At 46.9% G+C, this 16,634-nt stretch carries 18 protein-coding genes and 2 tRNA genes; 13 read left to right on the top strand and 7 right to left on the bottom strand.

Features of this window, described 5'->3' with window-relative positions:
- The 3 genes from CMR00_10265 to CMR00_10275 all read right to left on the bottom strand — a co-directional run.
- Positions 1 to 258: hypothetical protein (locus CMR00_10265; GenBank protein ID PIO47430.1), on the bottom strand; the 258-nt coding region annotated here is incomplete at its 3' end.
- 47 nt (positions 259 to 305) lie between these two features.
- Positions 306 to 1,025: an oxidoreductase gene (locus CMR00_10270; protein ID PIO47431.1), complete on the bottom strand. Its 720-nt coding sequence runs from the start codon at positions 1,023 to 1,025 to the stop codon at positions 306 to 308.
- Positions 1,026 to 1,101: 76 nt separating this feature from the next.
- Positions 1,102 to 2,751: a glucose-6-phosphate isomerase gene (locus tag CMR00_10275; protein ID PIO47432.1), complete on the bottom strand. Its 1,650-nt coding sequence runs from the start codon at positions 2,749 to 2,751 to the stop codon at positions 1,102 to 1,104.
- A 125-nt stretch (positions 2,752 to 2,876) separates the two neighbouring features.
- Here CMR00_10275 and CMR00_10280 point away from each other — a divergent pair, with 125 nt between their 5' ends.
- From CMR00_10280 to CMR00_10320, 9 genes are all read left to right on the top strand, one after another.
- Positions 2,877 to 3,362: a hypothetical protein gene (locus CMR00_10280; protein PIO47433.1), complete on the top strand. Its 486-nt coding sequence runs from the start codon at positions 2,877 to 2,879 to the stop codon at positions 3,360 to 3,362.
- Between the two features lie 43 nt (positions 3,363 to 3,405).
- A tRNA-Phe gene (locus CMR00_10285) sits at positions 3,406 to 3,481 on the top strand.
- A 103-nt stretch (positions 3,482 to 3,584) separates the two neighbouring features.
- A complete protein-coding gene (locus CMR00_10290; GenBank protein ID PIO47434.1) occupies positions 3,585 to 4,244 on the top strand; it encodes a hypothetical protein in 660 nt (219 codons plus the stop codon).
- A gap of 67 nt (positions 4,245 to 4,311) precedes the next feature.
- Entirely contained in the window at positions 4,312 to 4,662 is a 351-nt protein-coding gene (locus CMR00_10295) for a hypothetical protein (GenBank protein PIO47435.1), read from the top strand.
- 100 nt (positions 4,663 to 4,762) lie between these two features.
- The gene (locus CMR00_10300) at positions 4,763 to 5,290 is read left to right on the top strand and encodes a hypothetical protein (GenBank protein ID PIO47436.1); all 528 of its coding nucleotides are present in this window, start codon (positions 4,763 to 4,765) and stop codon (positions 5,288 to 5,290) included.
- A complete protein-coding gene (locus tag CMR00_10305; protein ID PIO47437.1) occupies positions 5,278 to 6,057 on the top strand; it encodes a hypothetical protein in 780 nt (259 codons plus the stop codon). Before CMR00_10300 ends, CMR00_10305 begins: the two co-directional genes overlap by 13 nt.
- 88 nt (positions 6,058 to 6,145) lie before the next feature.
- The gene (locus CMR00_10310; GenBank protein PIO47438.1) at positions 6,146 to 7,588 is read left to right on the top strand and encodes a phosphoglucomutase; all 1,443 of its coding nucleotides are present in this window, start codon (positions 6,146 to 6,148) and stop codon (positions 7,586 to 7,588) included.
- A gap of 27 nt (positions 7,589 to 7,615) precedes the next feature.
- Positions 7,616 to 7,966, top strand: a complete 351-nt coding sequence (locus CMR00_10315; protein PIO47460.1) for a hypothetical protein — start codon at positions 7,616 to 7,618, stop codon at positions 7,964 to 7,966.
- Positions 7,967 to 10,822 (top strand): flagellar basal body rod modification protein, encoded by a 2,856-nt coding sequence (locus tag CMR00_10320; protein ID PIO47439.1) that lies wholly within the window; start codon positions 7,967 to 7,969, stop codon positions 10,820 to 10,822.
- 69 nt (positions 10,823 to 10,891) lie between these two features.
- Here CMR00_10320 and CMR00_10325 read toward each other — a convergent pair whose 3' ends face one another.
- Positions 10,892 to 11,983: a fructose-bisphosphate aldolase gene (locus tag CMR00_10325; protein ID PIO47440.1), complete on the bottom strand. Its 1,092-nt coding sequence runs from the start codon at positions 11,981 to 11,983 to the stop codon at positions 10,892 to 10,894.
- 172 nt (positions 11,984 to 12,155) lie between these two features.
- Between CMR00_10325 and CMR00_10330 the strand changes: the two genes are divergently transcribed.
- Both CMR00_10330 and CMR00_10335 read left to right on the top strand, forming a co-directional pair.
- Positions 12,156 to 12,902 carry an ABC transporter permease gene (locus CMR00_10330; GenBank protein ID PIO47441.1) on the top strand — a complete coding sequence of 249 codons (747 nt, stop codon included), beginning with the start codon at positions 12,156 to 12,158 and terminating at the stop codon, positions 12,900 to 12,902.
- Positions 12,903 to 12,953: 51 nt separating this feature from the next.
- Positions 12,954 to 13,574, top strand: coding sequence for a hypothetical protein (locus CMR00_10335; GenBank protein PIO47442.1), 621 nt, complete (start codon positions 12,954 to 12,956; stop codon positions 13,572 to 13,574).
- A 58-nt stretch (positions 13,575 to 13,632) separates the two neighbouring features.
- Here the strand turns inward: CMR00_10335 and CMR00_10340 are convergent, their stop codons facing one another.
- The gene (locus CMR00_10340) at positions 13,633 to 14,580 is read right to left on the bottom strand and encodes a hypothetical protein (protein PIO47443.1); all 948 of its coding nucleotides are present in this window, start codon (positions 14,578 to 14,580) and stop codon (positions 13,633 to 13,635) included.
- Positions 14,581 to 14,806: 226 nt separating this feature from the next.
- Here CMR00_10340 and CMR00_10345 point away from each other — a divergent pair.
- A tRNA-Asp gene (locus tag CMR00_10345) sits at positions 14,807 to 14,883 on the top strand.
- Positions 14,884 to 14,930: 47 nt separating this feature from the next.
- Here the strand turns inward: CMR00_10345 and CMR00_10350 are convergent.
- Positions 14,931 to 15,329 (bottom strand): hypothetical protein, encoded by a 399-nt coding sequence (locus tag CMR00_10350; GenBank protein ID PIO47444.1) that lies wholly within the window; start codon positions 15,327 to 15,329, stop codon positions 14,931 to 14,933.
- Positions 15,298 to 15,834, bottom strand: coding sequence for a hypothetical protein (locus CMR00_10355; GenBank protein ID PIO47445.1), 537 nt, complete (start codon positions 15,832 to 15,834; stop codon positions 15,298 to 15,300). Before CMR00_10355 ends, CMR00_10350 begins: the two co-directional genes overlap by 32 nt.
- A gap of 129 nt (positions 15,835 to 15,963) precedes the next feature.
- Here CMR00_10355 and CMR00_10360 point away from each other — a divergent pair, with 129 nt between their 5' ends.
- Complete coding sequence (locus tag CMR00_10360) at positions 15,964 to 16,632, top strand: phosphatidate cytidylyltransferase (GenBank protein ID PIO47446.1); 669 nt, start codon at positions 15,964 to 15,966, stop codon at positions 16,630 to 16,632.
- Positions 16,633 to 16,634: the final 2 nt, after the last annotated feature.

Consider the following 16,634-nt stretch of genomic DNA (forward strand, 5'->3'; position numbering starts at 1 on the left):
GGGCGGAAGAGCGCCCAGTGGCGAAAGAAGCAGTGCAATGCCTGGCAGATATGGATAAGGTTCATCGGGCAGAGGATGGCGATAGACATCTGTGCCTGCAAGCAAGTGTTGCCCGACATTTACGATAAGATGCACATCACCTTTGAGACGTGTGCTCGACTGCAGTTGCTTGAGTGTAGCTGAGAGTGCAATAACAAGCGCCAGAGCTGCAAGTGCACTCCAGTACAGCTTGACGCGCAGAGAAGCAGAGAGTGTCATCAAATTCTGCATGATTAACACGCGCCATTAGGCTTTTACGATGCAGCTCAAAGTTGATGGCTTTCTGGTTGCAAGACAAGTTCGCCGAGTACGAGTTGCTCTGGCTGTGTGGCGCAAAGCAGAACCATATCAGCAGCTTGGTCAACGGTCAGCATTTTCTCGCGCTGTACACGCATGGTGATCTTGTCCCAAAATGTGGTATTGACCCCGCCGAAGTGCAAAAGTGAAATCTTCACACCATCGCGCATCAAGTCTTGTGTCATGGCTTTGGATAAGCCTGTTACACCATACTTCGAAGCAGAATAACCTGAGGACATGCGCATGACCGCTTTACCTAAAATGCCCGGCAAATTAATGATGTGTCCTGATTTTTGTTTTACCATCACTTCACTCACAAACTTTGAAGCATAAAATGTGCCTTTGAGATTCACATCAATCATGGCATCAAATTCCTCGACGCTAAGTTCAGTTATGGGTTTAAGATGTCCGACGCCAGCACTATTGAGCAGAATATCAATTCTGCCAAAGGTAAAAACCGCACGATCTACAAGCGACTTGACTTCAGCGGCTTTTGTTACGTCGCAAGGCACGACAAGCGAATCAGTGTCGTAGAGATCGAGAAGTTCTTTGGCAAGTGTGTCGAGTTCAGATTGGGTGCGGCTTGCAAGAACAAGTTTTGCACCCTCGCGCGCAAAGCGAATAGCAGACGCTCTGCCGATGCCACGACCTGCACCTGTAATCAGAGCAACTTTTCCTTCAAGTTTCATTTGTGCTAAGTTAGTTTAGAAGATTGTCTGCTAAACCGCATTCAAAGAGCGGTTCGTTTCAATGATGAAAAGTATGTTATCGATTCTGACGATGGGCTTTGTAGAAGTTGATGAGCCCGTTGGTAGATGAATCGTGTGAATGCACAGGTTCGTTGTTAGCAAGTTCAGGCAAGATGTTTTTGGCAAGTTGCTTGCCCAGTTCAACGCCCCATTGGTCAAAGGCATTGATATTCCAGATGATGCTCTGCACAAAAATTTTGTGTTCATACATTGCAATTAAGCTACCCAGCACACGTGGTGTGAGTTTTTTGAAGAGAATCGAGTTGGTAGGTTTATTGCCTTCAAAGACCTTGTGCGGCAAAAGTTTTTTGAGGGCGGCACCTTTCAAGCCTTGAGCTTTGAGTTCAGCGCGTGCTTCCTCTTCAGTCTTGCCTTTCATCAAGGCTTCAGTTTGCGCAAAGAAGTTAGAGAGTAAAATTGCATGATGCTCGCCGATGGGGTTGTGCGATTGACAAGGCGCAAGAAAATCGCAGGGAATGAGCTTCGTGCCTTGATGAATAAGTTGGTAAAAAGCATGCTGACCATTGGTGCCAGGCTCACCCCACACGATTTGCCCTGTCTGATAATTGACCACATCACCTGACTTGGTAACACGCTTACCATTTGATTCCATATCACCTTGCTGGAAGTAAGCTGCAAAGCGCGAAAGGTATTGGTCATAAGGAAGAATGGCATAGCTTTCTGCACCAAAAAAGTTGTTGTACCAGATGCCTAAGAGTGCAAGAATAACAGGCATATTGCGTTCAAGTGGCGCAGTGCGGAAATGTTCATCCATCTCAAATGCGCCGGTGAGCAGTTCCTCGAAATTCTCAAAGCCAATTGAGAGTGCAATAGAAAGACCAATCGCCGACCAGAGCGAATAGCGACCACCAACCCAGTCCCAAAAGCCAAACATGTTGCGCAAGTCAATACCGAATTTTTCAACTTCTTTGCTGTTGGTCGAGAGTGCAACAAAGTGTTTAGCAATAGCTATCTCATGGTGCATGCGCTCCAGAAACCAGCGGCGAGCAGTGTGGGCATTGGTGAGAGTCTCTTGTGTGGTAAAAGTCTTTGAGGCGATGATAAACAGAGTCGTCTCGGCGTTGAGTTCCCGAAGCGTCTCAGCGATGTGTGTGCCATCAACATTTGAGACGAAGTGCATCTTCAAATCGCGCTTGCTGTAGGGTTTCAGTGCCTGGCAGACCATAGCAGGACCAAGATCCGAGCCACCAATGCCGATATTGACAACATCGGTGATGGGCTTGCCTGTGTAGCCAAGCCATGCGCCGCTACGAACAGCCTCACAAAACGATTTCATTTGTGCCAGCACCGCATTAACTTCAGGCATCACATCTTTGCCATCGACTTTGATTGGACGGTTGGCACGATTACGCAAAGCAATGTGCAAGACAGCGCGATTTTCAGTGGTGTTAATTTTTTCACCCCTGAACATTTTCTCAATGTTTGCTTTCACTTTTGTCTCTTTTGCAAGCGCAAAAAGTAAGTTCATCGTCTCTTCAGTGATGCGATTTTTGGAATAATCCAGCAGAATATCACCGACTTGAAGCGAGAACTTCTCGAAGCGTGCGCGATCTTTTGCGAAAAGCTCACGCATGTGCACTTTTGAAATTTTCTTATAATGTGCAAGAAGTTTTTTCCAAGCAGGAAGTGCTGTCAGTGAAGGCATTGTCTAGTGTTTTTTTTAGATAGCTGTTGATCTTGGCTTAGCAAAATACGGAAATTGAACGCGCTAATAAAGCCTGTAAAATGAAAGCTCACTAAAAACTCAAGTCACTTTCAACTGCAAAGACAATGAATGCGATTGGAAATAGCAGCAATAGACATGCTCGTGCAATAATATTCGGCGTGGCTGGTATTTTACTAAGTTTAGCCATTGGTGCGCCAATTTTGGCAACACAAGGCAATACGGAACTCTATGCACTTTTCAGCAGTGTGTGTCATCAAGCAAGTGAAAGATGCTTCTGCATAGCGGAGCGACCCATAGCACTTTGTGCGCGCTGTGTAGGTATCTACGGCGGCGTGATGCTTGCTGCGCTGCTCTTTCCAGAAAGATGGCTAGGTCGAAAAACGCTGCTGGCGCTTTTAGGCGTGGGGATAAGTGCTGTTGCAGTTGATGTTGCACTTGAAACGGTGGGATTATATCACAATGTCAAATGGCTACGGCTATTGACAGGCTCAGCGTTAGGGATAGCACTTGCGCCATTTGCACTTGGTGCACTGATAGAGATGTGCTCAGAGAAGCTAGGTGAGCAAAAACATACAAAAAGTCTTTCGTAATTTTCATTACGAGTTTTATATTTACGCCCTCTGTAGTTTGAACGGTCAGATAGCTCAGTTGGTAGAGCAGAGGACTGAAAATCCTCGTGTCGGGGGTTCGATTCCCTCTCTGACCACAAGTTCTAAGCCGCTCCCGATGCGGCTTTCTTTGTAAGCGTTACTAATGAAATTCAGAAGGCTGTAAAGCCATGCCCGCAGATGAAGTAACTAAATATTGTCAGTATGACTGATATCTACATGCTCCGAGAGTTGGAGCAGGTTCGAGCCATCGCAGATCCTCTACGCATTCGTATTCTCAACGTGTTGTGCGAAAAAGCAATGACAACCAAGCAAGTTGCCGAGTATTTAGGCGAAAATATCAACAAACTTTATCATCATGTTGAGACGCTCGAAGCGGCGGGGCTGATTAAGATGGTCGAGACGCGTCGAAATCGTGGAACCTTGGAAAAGTATTTTCGAGCTGTTGCAAAGCACTTTACACTCTCGCCTGTGTTGTTTGAAGTGCGCCTTGATACCGAAGATGATGTCTCCGAGCTCACGTTTTCTTCTACATTGCAAGCCACACTCACCGAACTCAAAGAAAGCCTAGCAAAAGGTTTGATTAAAAAGAACCGCAAGAAGCACTACTTTGCACGACAATATGTTAAAACCACGAAACAAAAAGCTGAAGAGCTAAGTGATAAACTGCAAGAGTGGCTCAAAGAGTGTGAAGAAGCAAATACAGAAAATGGTGAAGTAACCTATGCGCTGACCGTGACATTCTATCCTGTTGTGAAAGAACATGACGACAAAAAATCAGGACCTTTAGGCAACGGCTCTGACAAAGTGGGAGCGACTAAAGAAGTAACGTCGTCCCGCAAGATGCGATCCATGCTGCCATAAGTCTTAGCATCTGTCAGTCGAATAGACTGTGCAGCGCAATACGATTCAACCAAACCTTAGTTGTCAGATGAATACCATCATACTTATCTATGGCGGTCTTTTGATTGTTCTTGGCATTGTCGGCTACATTCAGTCGGGCAGTGCAACAAGTTTCATTGGTTCAGCAGCTGGTGTGCTAGCGATCGTTGGTGCATACCTCTACCAAACGCAAGAGTGGGCAAAATGGCTATGCTTTGCAGCGGCGCTGGCAATTATTGGCGGCTTAGGAGCAAGACTGCCGGGAGCCTTCTCCAAAATTAGTGCCGGCGAAGCCACACTCGGTGAATACTGGGTACGCTTCTCACTTGTTGGGCTTTCTTTGCTCTTTATTGTCTACTTCTTCTTTGGCTTGAAACAAAACACGAATACGGCATCATAGGCTCATAGGGCAAAAGCATCTTGCGAATTCCAAGAGAGTTTCGTAAATACAAAGTAAGAGTCATCACTAAATTTGATGCAAAAGATTTACTGAAAAAGTCATGAAGAAAGCACTTCTTACTGCAGTTCTTGTTATCGGAATTTCTCTTTCGACACAAGCGCAATTTGCCAAAGATGTGCCTCGTCAAACTGTTGAAGATGGAACGGCAGCGGTATTCCAAAAGCCTTCCGAGAGCTTCTTCGGACAACTCTTAGGTCCAGCCTTTGACGCGAATCATTTTCAGATGTATCACTCTTACTCGCTCTCCTATAACTCTTTCTTTGGAAACACCGTAGGCGAGTATGTCAATACGATGATTTACCAATTTGACTTCCCGCTTGCTGTTCGCGCCGATATCGGAGTCATTCATCAGCCTTTCGGCGTGACGCCCATGCAGCAGCAATTTCTTGGCGGACAGAATCTCTTTCAGGGTATCTATCTCAAGAATCTTCAAGCGGTCTATAAGCCCACGAAAGACATTACCATTGGGCTAAGTTTTCAGCAAATTCCGCAAGGACAATGGTTCTGGGGCAATCCCTGGGGAATGAGCAGAATGGGGCTGATGAGAGACCCCTATTGGGGCTGGTAAAAAATTTTCTTTCATGGCGCAAAATCGCCGTTGGTCAAGGGCTATGCTCTGAAGCCGACGGCGATTTTTATTTTGGCTTAGTGCTGAGTATGAAGTGCACTTCGACAGTCATGCTGCTTTTCTATGCAAGCCTAGCTTCTGCACAACTCCACACACCTTTTCAACCGCCGACTCTAATTATAGATGCAAAAGCAGGTGTGAGCGCAATAATTCCGCCCGACTTTTCACGGTGGAGTGAAACGGTTCGACTGGTACGCAGTCCAGATGTGCGCACAAGCCTTGATGCGGGCGGCACGCTGCTGCTGCGCCTGAGCGAATCGCTCTACGGCGGAATAGATTTAAGCTATGGCTTCTTTGAAGATGCTATTGACGCAACCACAGGTGTGCAACAACTGCGCTTGACAGGGACGATACTAACGCCGTCAGCAGTCATAGCATTTGTACCGATTGAGCCGCTGCAAAGCCGCGCTTTAGTAAAATTTACTTTCGGAGCAGGTGCGCTCTTTGGAACGGTGAGCAATACGCTGGCTGCACCGCAAGCATATTCAACGATTGGTGCCGCCCTGCTAGCTGAGTTTACATTTGGCTTGCCACTAGGTGAGTCTGTTGTGGCAACATTCAATGCTGCACTGCGTGGCGGTCTGACAAGTGGAGCACAGAATGGCAGTGTGCGCTTAGAGTATCTTGATAGCGATAGACAAGTTAAGCCCGTTACGCTAACTTTTATTGCAGGAGTGATTCGTTTTGGTATTGCACTTAAGCTCTAGTAGGCTGATGAGAGATCATGCTGTGCGTTTTGCATAGAATCCGTATCTTATAAGATAAGAACATTTTCAAAAGTTGTAACAATCATCTATGACCATCAAGTTTGGCACATCTGGCTGGCGAGCAGTTATCGCCGACGAATTTACTTACGCTAATCTCACACTCGTGCTGGAATCCATTGTAGCGTATCTGCAAGAAAACAAGTTAGATGAAAAAGGTATCATCATTGGACGCGATACACGCTTTGGAGGTGAAGACTTTGCACAATATGCCGCACGTGTTTTAGCTGCAAGCGGCATCAAAGTATTTCTATGTGAGCGCGATGTCCCAACGCCTGTCATCAGCTATGAGATTCGGCGCCGAAGAGCAGGGGGCGGTATCAACTTCACAGCCTCGCACAATCCGCCTGAATATCAAGGCTTGAAATTCTCGACGGCAGATGGTGCACCAGCCTTGCCTGAAATTACCAAGCAGTTTGAGCAAGCCTTTGCAGAACGCTATGCAAAGGAGATAGCAAATCCGCACGAGCGCCGTTATCCTGAATTTCAAACACTGCTTGCTCAAGGTAAAATTGAAATCATTGACCCAAATCCTACTTACTTGCAGCGTCTCAGTGAGATTGTCGACACGAAAGTTATTGCAGAGTCAGGTATCAAAGTCATCTACGATGCAATGTACGGTACAGCGCGTGGCTACACAGATAAATTCTTGAAAGATTTGGGAGTAGATGTAGAAACGATGCACGACTGGCGCGATGTCTACTTTGGCGGTCGTCCACCAGAACCGTCAGAAAAGAACATTCCTGAACTCATTGCGCGTGTCAAAGAATTGGGGGCTAAAGGGGAGTTTGTCATTGGCATTGCAAATGATGGCGATGCGGATCGATACGCTGCAATTGACTCGACAGGACGATACCTTCAAGCCAATCAGTTGTTAGCAATTCTCTTTCACTATGCGCTAAAGCATAAGCCAAATTGGAAAGGTTGCGTGGTCCGCACGCTTGCCACGACGCACCTAATTGATGCAATTGCAAACAAGGAAGGTATAAAACTCTATGATGTGCCTGTCGGCTTCAAATACATCGGCGAAATCATGATGCGTGAGGACATGATTATCGGCGGCGAAGAATCCAATGGACTATCGGTCTATCAACACATTCCAGAAAAAGATGGAATTTTAGCGTGTCTGCTCTTCGTTGAAATTACAGCAAGAACCCGAGAACCGCTGTCAGAGTATTTGAATATGCTTCATGCACAATACGGGTATTTTTCAACCGTGCGAGAAAACTTGCGCTTGAGTGAAGAGCAGAAAAACGCTTTGCTTTCGCGCTTGCAACATCAAACCCCAAATGCGGTAGCCGGAAAAGAAGTTGTAAGGGTCGATAAGCGCGATGGCGTCAAAATGATTTGCAACGACGACAGCTGGCTCTTGGTACGATTTAGCGGCACGGAGCCTGTGGTGCGCTTCTATGCTGAATCGCATAGTGAGGCGCGCACGCAAGAAATCATTGAGTTTGCAAAAAGTCTTATTTGAACACCTAAACTATTCAACGCAATGAATATGAACTTCAAAGATATGGCTGGAATGCTGAAGCAAGTGCAGCAAATTAGCCAAAAGATGGAAGATGTGCAGCGTGAACTTGCAAAACTGACTGTTACGGGTGAAGCCGGCGGCGGCATGGTCAAAGTTACAGCAAACGGCAAGCATGAGATTCTCAAAGTCGAGATTGAAAAAGACCTGCTCAGCCCCAATGAGCAAGATATGCTGCAAGATTTAATTGTAGCGGCAACAAACAAAGCACTGCAAGAATCAACCCGCCTAGCACAAGAAGAAATGCTTAAGGCTACAGGCGGAATGATGAACCAGATGGATTTCCTCAAAGATTTGAACATAGGAGGGAGTCAGGCGTAAATGTTTAAGCTACGCTTGAAGACTCTGCGAGTTATCTCGGCATTTGGCTTGCTGCTGGGTCTTGGCGCTACATTATGGCTCTGGTGTCAGGACGAAGAACTAAGGGAAGCCTATTACATAGAGCGAGGTGAGAGATATGAAAATCCTGAAGCGCGCTACAAATGGGAAATAGAGCAACTGCTCGATCCTTACACGGGTAAATTGCCTAAGGATATTCGCCGCAAAGAATTGCTCTATGCCAACCGATTGCCAAGCGATGATGAAATCCGCGAAAGAGCGGCGCTGGGTTGGTTTAATCAAAATGCAAAAACGCAGTTGCAAACGCAGCAACTGCAAAGTGTGCAGTGGAATTTTCGCGGACCAATTAATGTCGGTGGACGCACACGCGCGTTGGCTATTGATGTGAGCAATGAAAATGTCATCCTTGCAGGTGGGGTTTCTGGCGGCATGTGGCGTAGCAACGATGGCGGAAGAACATGGCGCAAAACCACTGCCCCTGATGAACTGCATAGTGTCTCTTGCTTGGCGCAGGATACACGCCCGAGACGGCGCAATATCTGGTATTATGGCACAGGCGAATTGCGCGGCAACAGTGCAAGCTCCAATATCGGTGGCGGTCTTTATCGTGGCGATGGCATCTTCAAGTCCGTAGATGGCGGCAATACTTGGGCACGCTTACCTTCAACTGTAACTAACGCCCCACAAGTCTTCGACAACTATTTCGATTGGGTCTGGAACATTGCTATTGATCCGTCGAACTTGAATGAGGATGAAGTCTATGCGGCGACACTTGGCGCAATTCATCGAAGTATTGATGGTGGCAACAGTTGGCGTGTGGTATTGCCTCAAGGTGGAAATTTTTCTAACGCAGTCATTTCACCGCGCTTTAATGATGTCGCTGTGACATCAACAGGGGTAGTCTATGCAGCAATGAGTTCAGCAACGAGCGATGCGAATGTAACAGTAGCACAAGGACGCGGCATCTGGCGTTCAACAGATGGCATAAACTGGACAAACATTACACCAGCAAACTTTCCAAGCACTTACAATCGCATTGTGATTGGCATTGCCCCCTCAAATGAAAATATTGTCTATTTCTTGGGTGAAACGCCCAATAGCGGATTCAATGGCGATGGCAGAGACTGGACAAGTCTCTGGCGCTACACCTACATTTCAGGAGACGGCACCGGCGCAGGTGGTCGCTGGGAAGATTTAACGAGTAACATGCCCGCGTTCGGCGGTTCTGTTGGTAACATGAATTCACAGCAGAGTTACAACCTTGTTGTCAAAGTCAAGCCAGATGACCCAAATGTGGTCTTTATTGGTGGCACAAATCTCTACCGTTCGACCAGCGGGTTCACAACAAACACGAACACGGCTTGGATTGGTGGCTACTCCAATCTCAACAACATCAGCCTCTACCCCAATCATCATTGCGATCAGCACTGCATTGTATTTTTGCCATCCAATCCGAATGTGATGTTTACAGGTAATGATGGCGGCGTACAGCGCACAAATAATTGCATGGCACAAAATGTGGTCTGGGAAGATCTATCGCGTGGCTACATCACATCACAATTCTATACGCTGGCTATAGAACAGAACACAGTGAGCGACATCATCATTGGTGGCTTGCAAGACAACGGCACACAGTTTGTCAATTCATCAACGGCTGATGTGGATTGGCGTGAAGTGTACGGCGGCGACGGTGGCTACTGTGCCATTGCAAATGGCGGCAATCCATATTTCATCTCTGTCCAAGAAGGCAGAATTTTCCGTGCATCGCTAAGTGCAGATGGTCGCCCACTCTCAGTAGTATCTATCACACCGCAAAATGCCAGTAACCCGCTCTTTATCAATCCATTCGTCTTAGACCCAAACAATAGTAACATTCTTTACTCACTTGGCGGCGATAGAGTTTTTCGTAATACCAATGCGCTCACATCAACAGCGGCGAGCTGGGATACACTCTCACCACCTTTCCCCGGAGCAAGGCTAACGAGTTTAGCCATCTCACGCACGCCTGCTAATCGATTGTACTATGGCACAAACAACGGCAGAGTCTTTCGCGTCGATGATGCGCACTCCAATGCCGCTGTTACAACAGAAATCACAGGTGCAAATTTTCCACGTAGCGGCACATCTAATGTGGGCTATGTTAGTTGCATTGCAATTGACCCAACGGATGCAAACAAAGTTATGGTCGTATTTTCAAACTACAACATTCTGAGCCTGTTTTACAGTGAAGATGGTGGCGCAAGTTGGTCGGCAGTAGCTGGAAACTTAGAGGAAAATCCTGATGGCACAGGGAGCGGACCAGCCGTAAAATGCGCAGAGATTTTGCCCGTGCAAGGTGGCAAAGTCTATTTCGTGGGCACTACAACAGGACTCTACGCTACAGCAAGACTAAATGGTATGCAAACCCAATGGGTGCAGCAAGGACACAGAACACTTGGCAATGTGGTCGTCGATATGATTCGTGCAAGGCAAGCAGATGGATTGGTGGCGGTCGCAACGCATGGCAATGGTATCTACAGCGCAAACATTACAAATCTAACGCCGCTCTCAGCACAAACAGATGCACCAATTGCACGCTCATTCCGATTGATGCAAAATTATCCTAACCCATTTAATCCAACAACGCTAATTCAATATCAACTGCCAACGCCGAGCATGGTTTTGCTCAAAGTCTATGATGCGTTAGGACGAGAAGTGGCAACACTTGTCAATGAACGCAAAGACGCAGGTCTGCATCAGGTCGAATTTCGCCCGATGAATCTTGCAAGTGGCACCTATTTCTACCGCTTGCAAGCAGGGCAATTTGTGGAAACCAAAAAGATGATGCTTATCAAGTAAGATGCCCAAGGATTGCTGCCTGCAAAGAGAAAATAAAAAGGGCGCAGTGATGCGCCCTTTAACTTTGAGTTAAGCAATCGTGATATGCTTATCAAGATAGACATCTTGAATTGCATTGAGAATTGCGATGCCTTCTTTCATGGGCTTTTGGAAGGCTTTGCGTCCAGAAATGAGACCCATACCACCAGCACGCTTGTTGATAACAGCCGTCCTGACCGCGTCAAAGAGGTCATTGTCGCCTGATGCACCACCTGAATTGATCAGACCCGCTCTGCCCATGTAGCAATTAAGCACTTGATAACGGCAAAGATCGATAGGATGGTCGGTGACAAGGTCGGTATACATTCGGCTATCCGATTTGCCGTAGGGGCTGTCCTTCGTGCTCAGGGCTTTGTAGCCCCCGTTGTTCTCTGGCAATTTTTGCTTGATGATATCAGCTTCAATCGTTACGCCCAAGTGATTGGCTTGCGCGGTCAGATCAGCTGAGACATGATAATCTGTGCCATTGACCTTGAAAGCAGGGTTGCGCAAGTAGCACCAGAGAATCGTTGCCATACCCAAATCATGCGCTTGCTTAAACGCTTCAGAGACCTCAATAATTTGGCGGCTGGATTCAGCGGAGCCGAAATAAATGGTGGCACCGACAGCCACACAGCCCATATCAAATGCCATCTTGATATTACCGAACATGATTTGATCAAACTTGTTCGGATAGGTCAGAAATTCGTTGTGGTTTATTTTGGCAATGAAAGGAATTTTGTGCGCATATTTACGCGCTATACTGCCCAGTACGCCAAATGTGGAGGCGACAGCATTGCAGCCACCCTCAATGGCAAGTTTGACGATGTTTTCACCGTCAAAGTAGATTGGATTCTTGGCAAATGACGCGCCAGCAGAGTGCTCAACGCCTTGGTCGACAGGTAAGATCGAAAGGTAGCCTGTGCCAGCAAGTCGCCCTGTATTAAAGAGCAGTTGCAAATTGCGCAGCACATTGGGACTGCGGTCGGAGTGTGCCCAGACACGGTCGACAAAATCAGGACCGGGCAAATGCAAATGTTCTTTTGGAATCTTGGCTTTGTGTTCCAAAAGAGTCTTGGCTTCAGCGCCTAACACTTCTTCGACATCGATGGTGAGATTGCTCTCGAGAACGGCAGTACTCATAGTTTGTAATCATTTTGGTTGGAAAAACCACTTTTCGCCCATTGAGGAAACAGTTAAATATAAAAATTTTCATACGGTTTGTTTGCTGATGTAGTACTACAAAATTGCGCAATCAAGCACAGGTAACCTTTACAATCACTTTAAGCATAATGCCACAAAACACAGAAATACCATGACACTTGCTATCAATTTTTTTACAGAGATTGGTCAAATTGCAATGATGTTCGGCGGTGTGCTGAAAACTTTGCCTCGCTGTTTCAAGGATCGCAAATTGATTGTAACGCAAATGTCGCACATTGGTGTGGATTCACTGCCACTTGTGGTGCTCGTCTCCATTTTCACGGGCGCAATCGCTGCGTGGCAAGCTGCCTATCAGATGAAAGGACTTGCGCCAATGAGCCTTGTCGGTGGCATCACATCGCGTGTGATTATTATTGAACTCGGTCCCGTGCTGACAGGCATTATCATCGCAGGGCGCGTGGGCGCCTCTATCGCTGCAGAAATCGGTACAATGAAAGTTACCGAACAAATCGACGCGCTGGAAACCATGGCAATCAACCCCATACGCTACCTTGCCATGCCACGCATTTTAGCTACAACATTGATGTTGCCGATTCTCGTCATTTTTGCAAACCTTGTGGCAATTGCAGGCGCATTTGTCGTCTCATCCTCCTTCTTAGGGCTTTCTGCATCAGGATTCTTTGACTCGCTCAAAAATTTCTTTTACGTCAAAGATGTGTTTGGAGCGCTGCTCAAAGCGGCAATTTTTGGATTGGTGACCTCAGCAATTGGTTGCCACATTGGCTTCCGTACGGATGGCGGGGCAGAAGGTGTCGGGGTCGCTACGATTCGCAGTTTCGTAGTCTCTTCCGCCACAATTCTCATCGGTGATTATTTCCTGTGGCTCTTTCTTTTTTGAATGTAACTCCAAACGCAAAGCATCGTAACGCTTTCTATAGCCCAAACCAAAATGACCTACATCCTTTTCTTTGCGCTGCTTTTTACATCGCCTAAACCTTTTGAAGGTTCAATCATCTTTTCGGTCTCTGCGCCAGAAGTGAAGAACGGTAAGCTTGTGATCATGCTCTCACGCTATGGCGCAAAAGCAATCTTCGATGGTAAAAATCAAGCCTTTGAGTTCTTGATTCCAAAGCAAGACAGTGCAGCCTACAAACTCAATGCCTACGCCAAAACATATAATATCGTTGGACTTGCAGAGTCACAGCGGCTGGCTGAATCACTTGGACGATGGGATGCCTACACGCTTGACAAGCTCGGTGAAGAGACCGTATTAGGCTACAAATGCAAGCGATGTCGTCTGAGCACGAAACAGCGTACGATAGAACTCTGGACAACAAGCGAGATTTTAGATGCAGAGGAACTGACCAAACTTGCAGGTGCTGTTACACTTCTTGGCTTAAATCCGAGAATGGTTGATGAGATGAAAAAAGCAGGTGTAGCAGGATTTCCGCTGAAAGTGCGCGCTGAAGAAAACGGTCAGATTTTGACAATTGACGCAAAGAAAATCTCTAAAAAAACTTTCCCAAAATCCACATTTGAGATTCCAAAAGGCTACAGACCTATCGAATAGAAAACGCTGCACTGCCCGAAGCTAATGCAGCGTGTGAGCTTGCTACTCTTTTCAGAAGTTAGAAAGGTAAAAATGCGCCAGATATCCATTGGCAGGAGCCTCTGAACTCACCACGGCGACCCCTGACGGAAATGGGCAGGATACCACTGCGCTCTTGCGAAAGATCAATGCTGAACTCACGGTTGACTTGACTTTCGCTGTAGGTTTCACCGCGCACAAAAGTGATGCGTGCGGTGTATGTGCCAGTAATTGTACCAGATGTCGCACGCGCATAAATGTTCTGGACGCGGCGTGTACGATTGAGAGGCACCACAACATCGCGCAGTGTAGCTGTGATGGTGTGATTACTGACGCGTAGAGCCTCGCCAGCTGTCAGTGAGTCAATACCAGAGCGACGATAAGGTGCCGCAGAGTTGAGCGTCATAATAGGATTTGCAGTATCCGCAAAGGAGATTGTGCCGCGCAGCGCACCCTCTAATCGGGTCAAGCGATGCGATAGCTGACGGTTTTTAAAGTAGCCTGTGCAAGAATCAGGCACGATTTCAAAGGTGACAAGGTCGGCAAGCTGGTTGTTTGTTCTGAGAAACTGTTGCCCGACACCATCGCGTGAAAAACGCAGACGATACTGGCGTGTCCAACTGCCTTGCACCGTAGGGGTATTGATTGAGCGTTGCACGCTAATGGTCCAAGTCTGGTTTGCCGGGTTGTACTCACGGCGGCGAATCATGCCATTGCGGCTCAGCATAGGACGATTGTCCAGCAGGGTTGCGGCATCAGGTGAAGCCATAAAGTTCAGCACCCCGTCAGAAGTAAGTTCAACAATGTCAGTGAGTTGATCATTGAGTCCGCCATTGTCAGAGCCTATTGCCCCTGAAATGACGGTAGCAGCATCCAATGAAGCAAGTTGGCTCTCATCTTGAGCGGGCTCAGAGGCTGTTTGACAGCCTATTGCGCCAAGCAAAATCAGCGCGAAAGCAGCACGAAGGAAAAGAGATGAGCGTTTCATAGTTAGATGCACGATTTAGATAGTTTGAAAATTTGTTTTTAATCTACAAGTCGCTTTTCATGGCTTTGAGCGACTGTGCACTCAAAGAGACAGATAGGGGTCAGAAAAGGTTTAATAAATCTGATAAGCAAGTGTGGGAAAAAACAAATAGTATGCATTTGGAAAGCACAAGAGAGACGAGTATATTTGCAATCCTTTTCTGAGCAGCGGTGTGTGCTGCAAGTGGGGAGCTGTAGCTCAGTCGGTTAGAGCGCCTGCCTGTCACGCAGGAGGCCGCGGGTTCGAGCCCCGTCAGCTCCGCAATCCTCCCTAAGATGTTCTGCCTTCTATGCCTTCTATTTGGGTGGTTTCTACAGCGAAGCAATGACTTCGTCTATGGTAGGAATACGGGTTTTGATAACAGAGCGCAGTTTGTGATTATCTAAGCTGCAATCACGCGGGCGTGGCGGCGTTGAAACAACGCTATCCAGCGGCGCAGCGCGATAGGAAGATTCAGGCACGCCGAAATGCTCAAAAATTTTCTTCCCAATTTCATAACGCGAAAGACGCTCGCTGCCCACGGCATGAAATATGCCCCTTGCCTCTCTAGCGGCATCAAGTGCAAATTCCAAGATAATGTGTGCAAGCGTCTCTACTGAAATCGGTGAGCGATATTCATCTGTGAAAAGTGTGGGAACACGCGACTGTGCCACCTCAAGCATTAAACGCTCATTAAGGCTACGGGTACCGCGTGGTGAGTATCCAAGCATAATCGTCGTGCGAAGAATGATATAGTCTTCGAGCGTTTTTAGTGATGTAATCTTCGCTAATCATCTTAGTTTCACCGTAGAAGCTAAGTGGGTGGCGCAAATCGGTTTCCACATAATGTCCCTGCTTGCCATCAAAGACTAAGTCGGTGGAGATGAAGATAAGTCGTGCATGAAAATGTTCGGCAAGATTGGTAAGCGTGCGTGTAACCAGAATGTTTTGCAGCGTAGCTTCATCACGTCGCCATTCGCAAGCAGCAGGTTCCGTCATTGCCGCAGTGTGAATAATCACATCCGGTCGCCATTGAGAAATCACATTCCAAACCGTGCTTTCAGATGTCAGATCAAATGAGAGCGGCTTGTAGCCATTTGAAAATGCTGGTCGAACAACAAAGGTTTTGCTGCGTTGCACGGCGCAGACATCCACATTAGGGCGTGTGCCGAGAAAACGCAAGATGTTGCCGCCAAGCAAGCCGCTGGCGCCTGTCAGAAAAATTTTAACGGGCATTGAAGATAAAGTTTCAACTTGCGCAAATTAGCACTGTGCACCAAGAGTGCACGGCTAGAACACTGTAAGTAACAAAGAAAACAAGATGCAAAATTCTGAACCGTCCAATGTCGAGACGCTCAAGGGCGAATCGCAAAAACTGCCGCAAGTCAAGCACAAATTGACTACTACAACGAACTTGCGCGCAAAGCTATTCACGTCTGTTCGATTGCCATCCCACTGATTTATTATCACATTCCGAGAAAACTTGCGCTGGTCTTGCTCACGATTCTGTTCCTAGGCTTTTTCTTAGTGGATTTGCTCAAGATGTTTTCAAAGCCGATTGCTGTGTGGTATTTCAAAACTTTTGGTGCGCTGCTTCGACCTCATGAAAAAGATGAAACAAAGAAACGCTTCAATGGAGCAACCTTCGTAACAATGTCGGCACTGCTAAGCGTTGCACTGTTTCCAAAAATGATTGCGATTAGCTCATTTGCAATTTTGATTGTGGCTGATACTGCAGCAGCATTGGTCGGCAGAAAATTTGGAAAGATCCCGCTTTTCTCAAAGACAGTGGAGGGCAGTATTGCATTTTTTGTGGCGGCGGTGCTTGTAGTGCTGCTGACACCAAATCTAAATCTCGTGGTGGGTATTGGGCTAGCAATAGTAGCAACAATTGCTGAAGTTGTGCCGCTGAGAATGATGGGCTATACAATAGATGACAACCTGACTATTCCTTTAGCCTCTGCGACATTTGCTTATGTGTGCTACATCATCTTTCTGCCAGATGAGATTGCACTGCTGAGAGTGGGAGAATAAAG

The sequence above is a fragment of the [Chlorobium] sp. 445 genome (genome assembly GCA_002763895.1).
Lineage (GTDB): Bacteria > Bacteroidota > Chlorobiia > Chlorobiales > Thermochlorobacteraceae > Thermochlorobacter.

Coding starts and splice junctions, on each gene's coding strand:
- CMR00_10270 (PIO47431.1), bottom strand. CDS start 1,025: ATGAAACTTGAAGGAAAAGTTGCTCTGATTACAGGTGCAGGTCGTGGC.
- CMR00_10275 (PIO47432.1), bottom strand. CDS start 2,751: ATGCCTTCACTGACAGCACTTCCTGCTTGGAAAAAACTTCTTGCACAT.
- CMR00_10280 (PIO47433.1), top strand. CDS start 2,877: ATGAATGCGATTGGAAATAGCAGCAATAGACATGCTCGTGCAATAATA.
- CMR00_10290 (PIO47434.1), top strand. CDS start 3,585: ATGACTGATATCTACATGCTCCGAGAGTTGGAGCAGGTTCGAGCCATC.
- CMR00_10295 (PIO47435.1), top strand. CDS start 4,312: ATGAATACCATCATACTTATCTATGGCGGTCTTTTGATTGTTCTTGGC.
- CMR00_10300 (PIO47436.1), top strand. CDS start 4,763: ATGAAGAAAGCACTTCTTACTGCAGTTCTTGTTATCGGAATTTCTCTT.
- CMR00_10310 (PIO47438.1), top strand. CDS start 6,146: ATGACCATCAAGTTTGGCACATCTGGCTGGCGAGCAGTTATCGCCGAC.
- CMR00_10315 (PIO47460.1), top strand. CDS start 7,616: ATGAACTTCAAAGATATGGCTGGAATGCTGAAGCAAGTGCAGCAAATT.
- CMR00_10320 (PIO47439.1), top strand. CDS start 7,967: ATGTTTAAGCTACGCTTGAAGACTCTGCGAGTTATCTCGGCATTTGGC.
- CMR00_10325 (PIO47440.1), bottom strand. CDS start 11,983: ATGAGTACTGCCGTTCTCGAGAGCAATCTCACCATCGATGTCGAAGAA.
- CMR00_10330 (PIO47441.1), top strand. CDS start 12,156: ATGACACTTGCTATCAATTTTTTTACAGAGATTGGTCAAATTGCAATG.
- CMR00_10335 (PIO47442.1), top strand. CDS start 12,954: ATGACCTACATCCTTTTCTTTGCGCTGCTTTTTACATCGCCTAAACCT.
- CMR00_10340 (PIO47443.1), bottom strand. CDS start 14,580: ATGAAACGCTCATCTCTTTTCCTTCGTGCTGCTTTCGCGCTGATTTTG.
- CMR00_10350 (PIO47444.1), bottom strand. CDS start 15,329: ATGCTTGGATACTCACCACGCGGTACCCGTAGCCTTAATGAGCGTTTA.
- CMR00_10355 (PIO47445.1), bottom strand. CDS start 15,834: ATGCCCGTTAAAATTTTTCTGACAGGCGCCAGCGGCTTGCTTGGCGGC.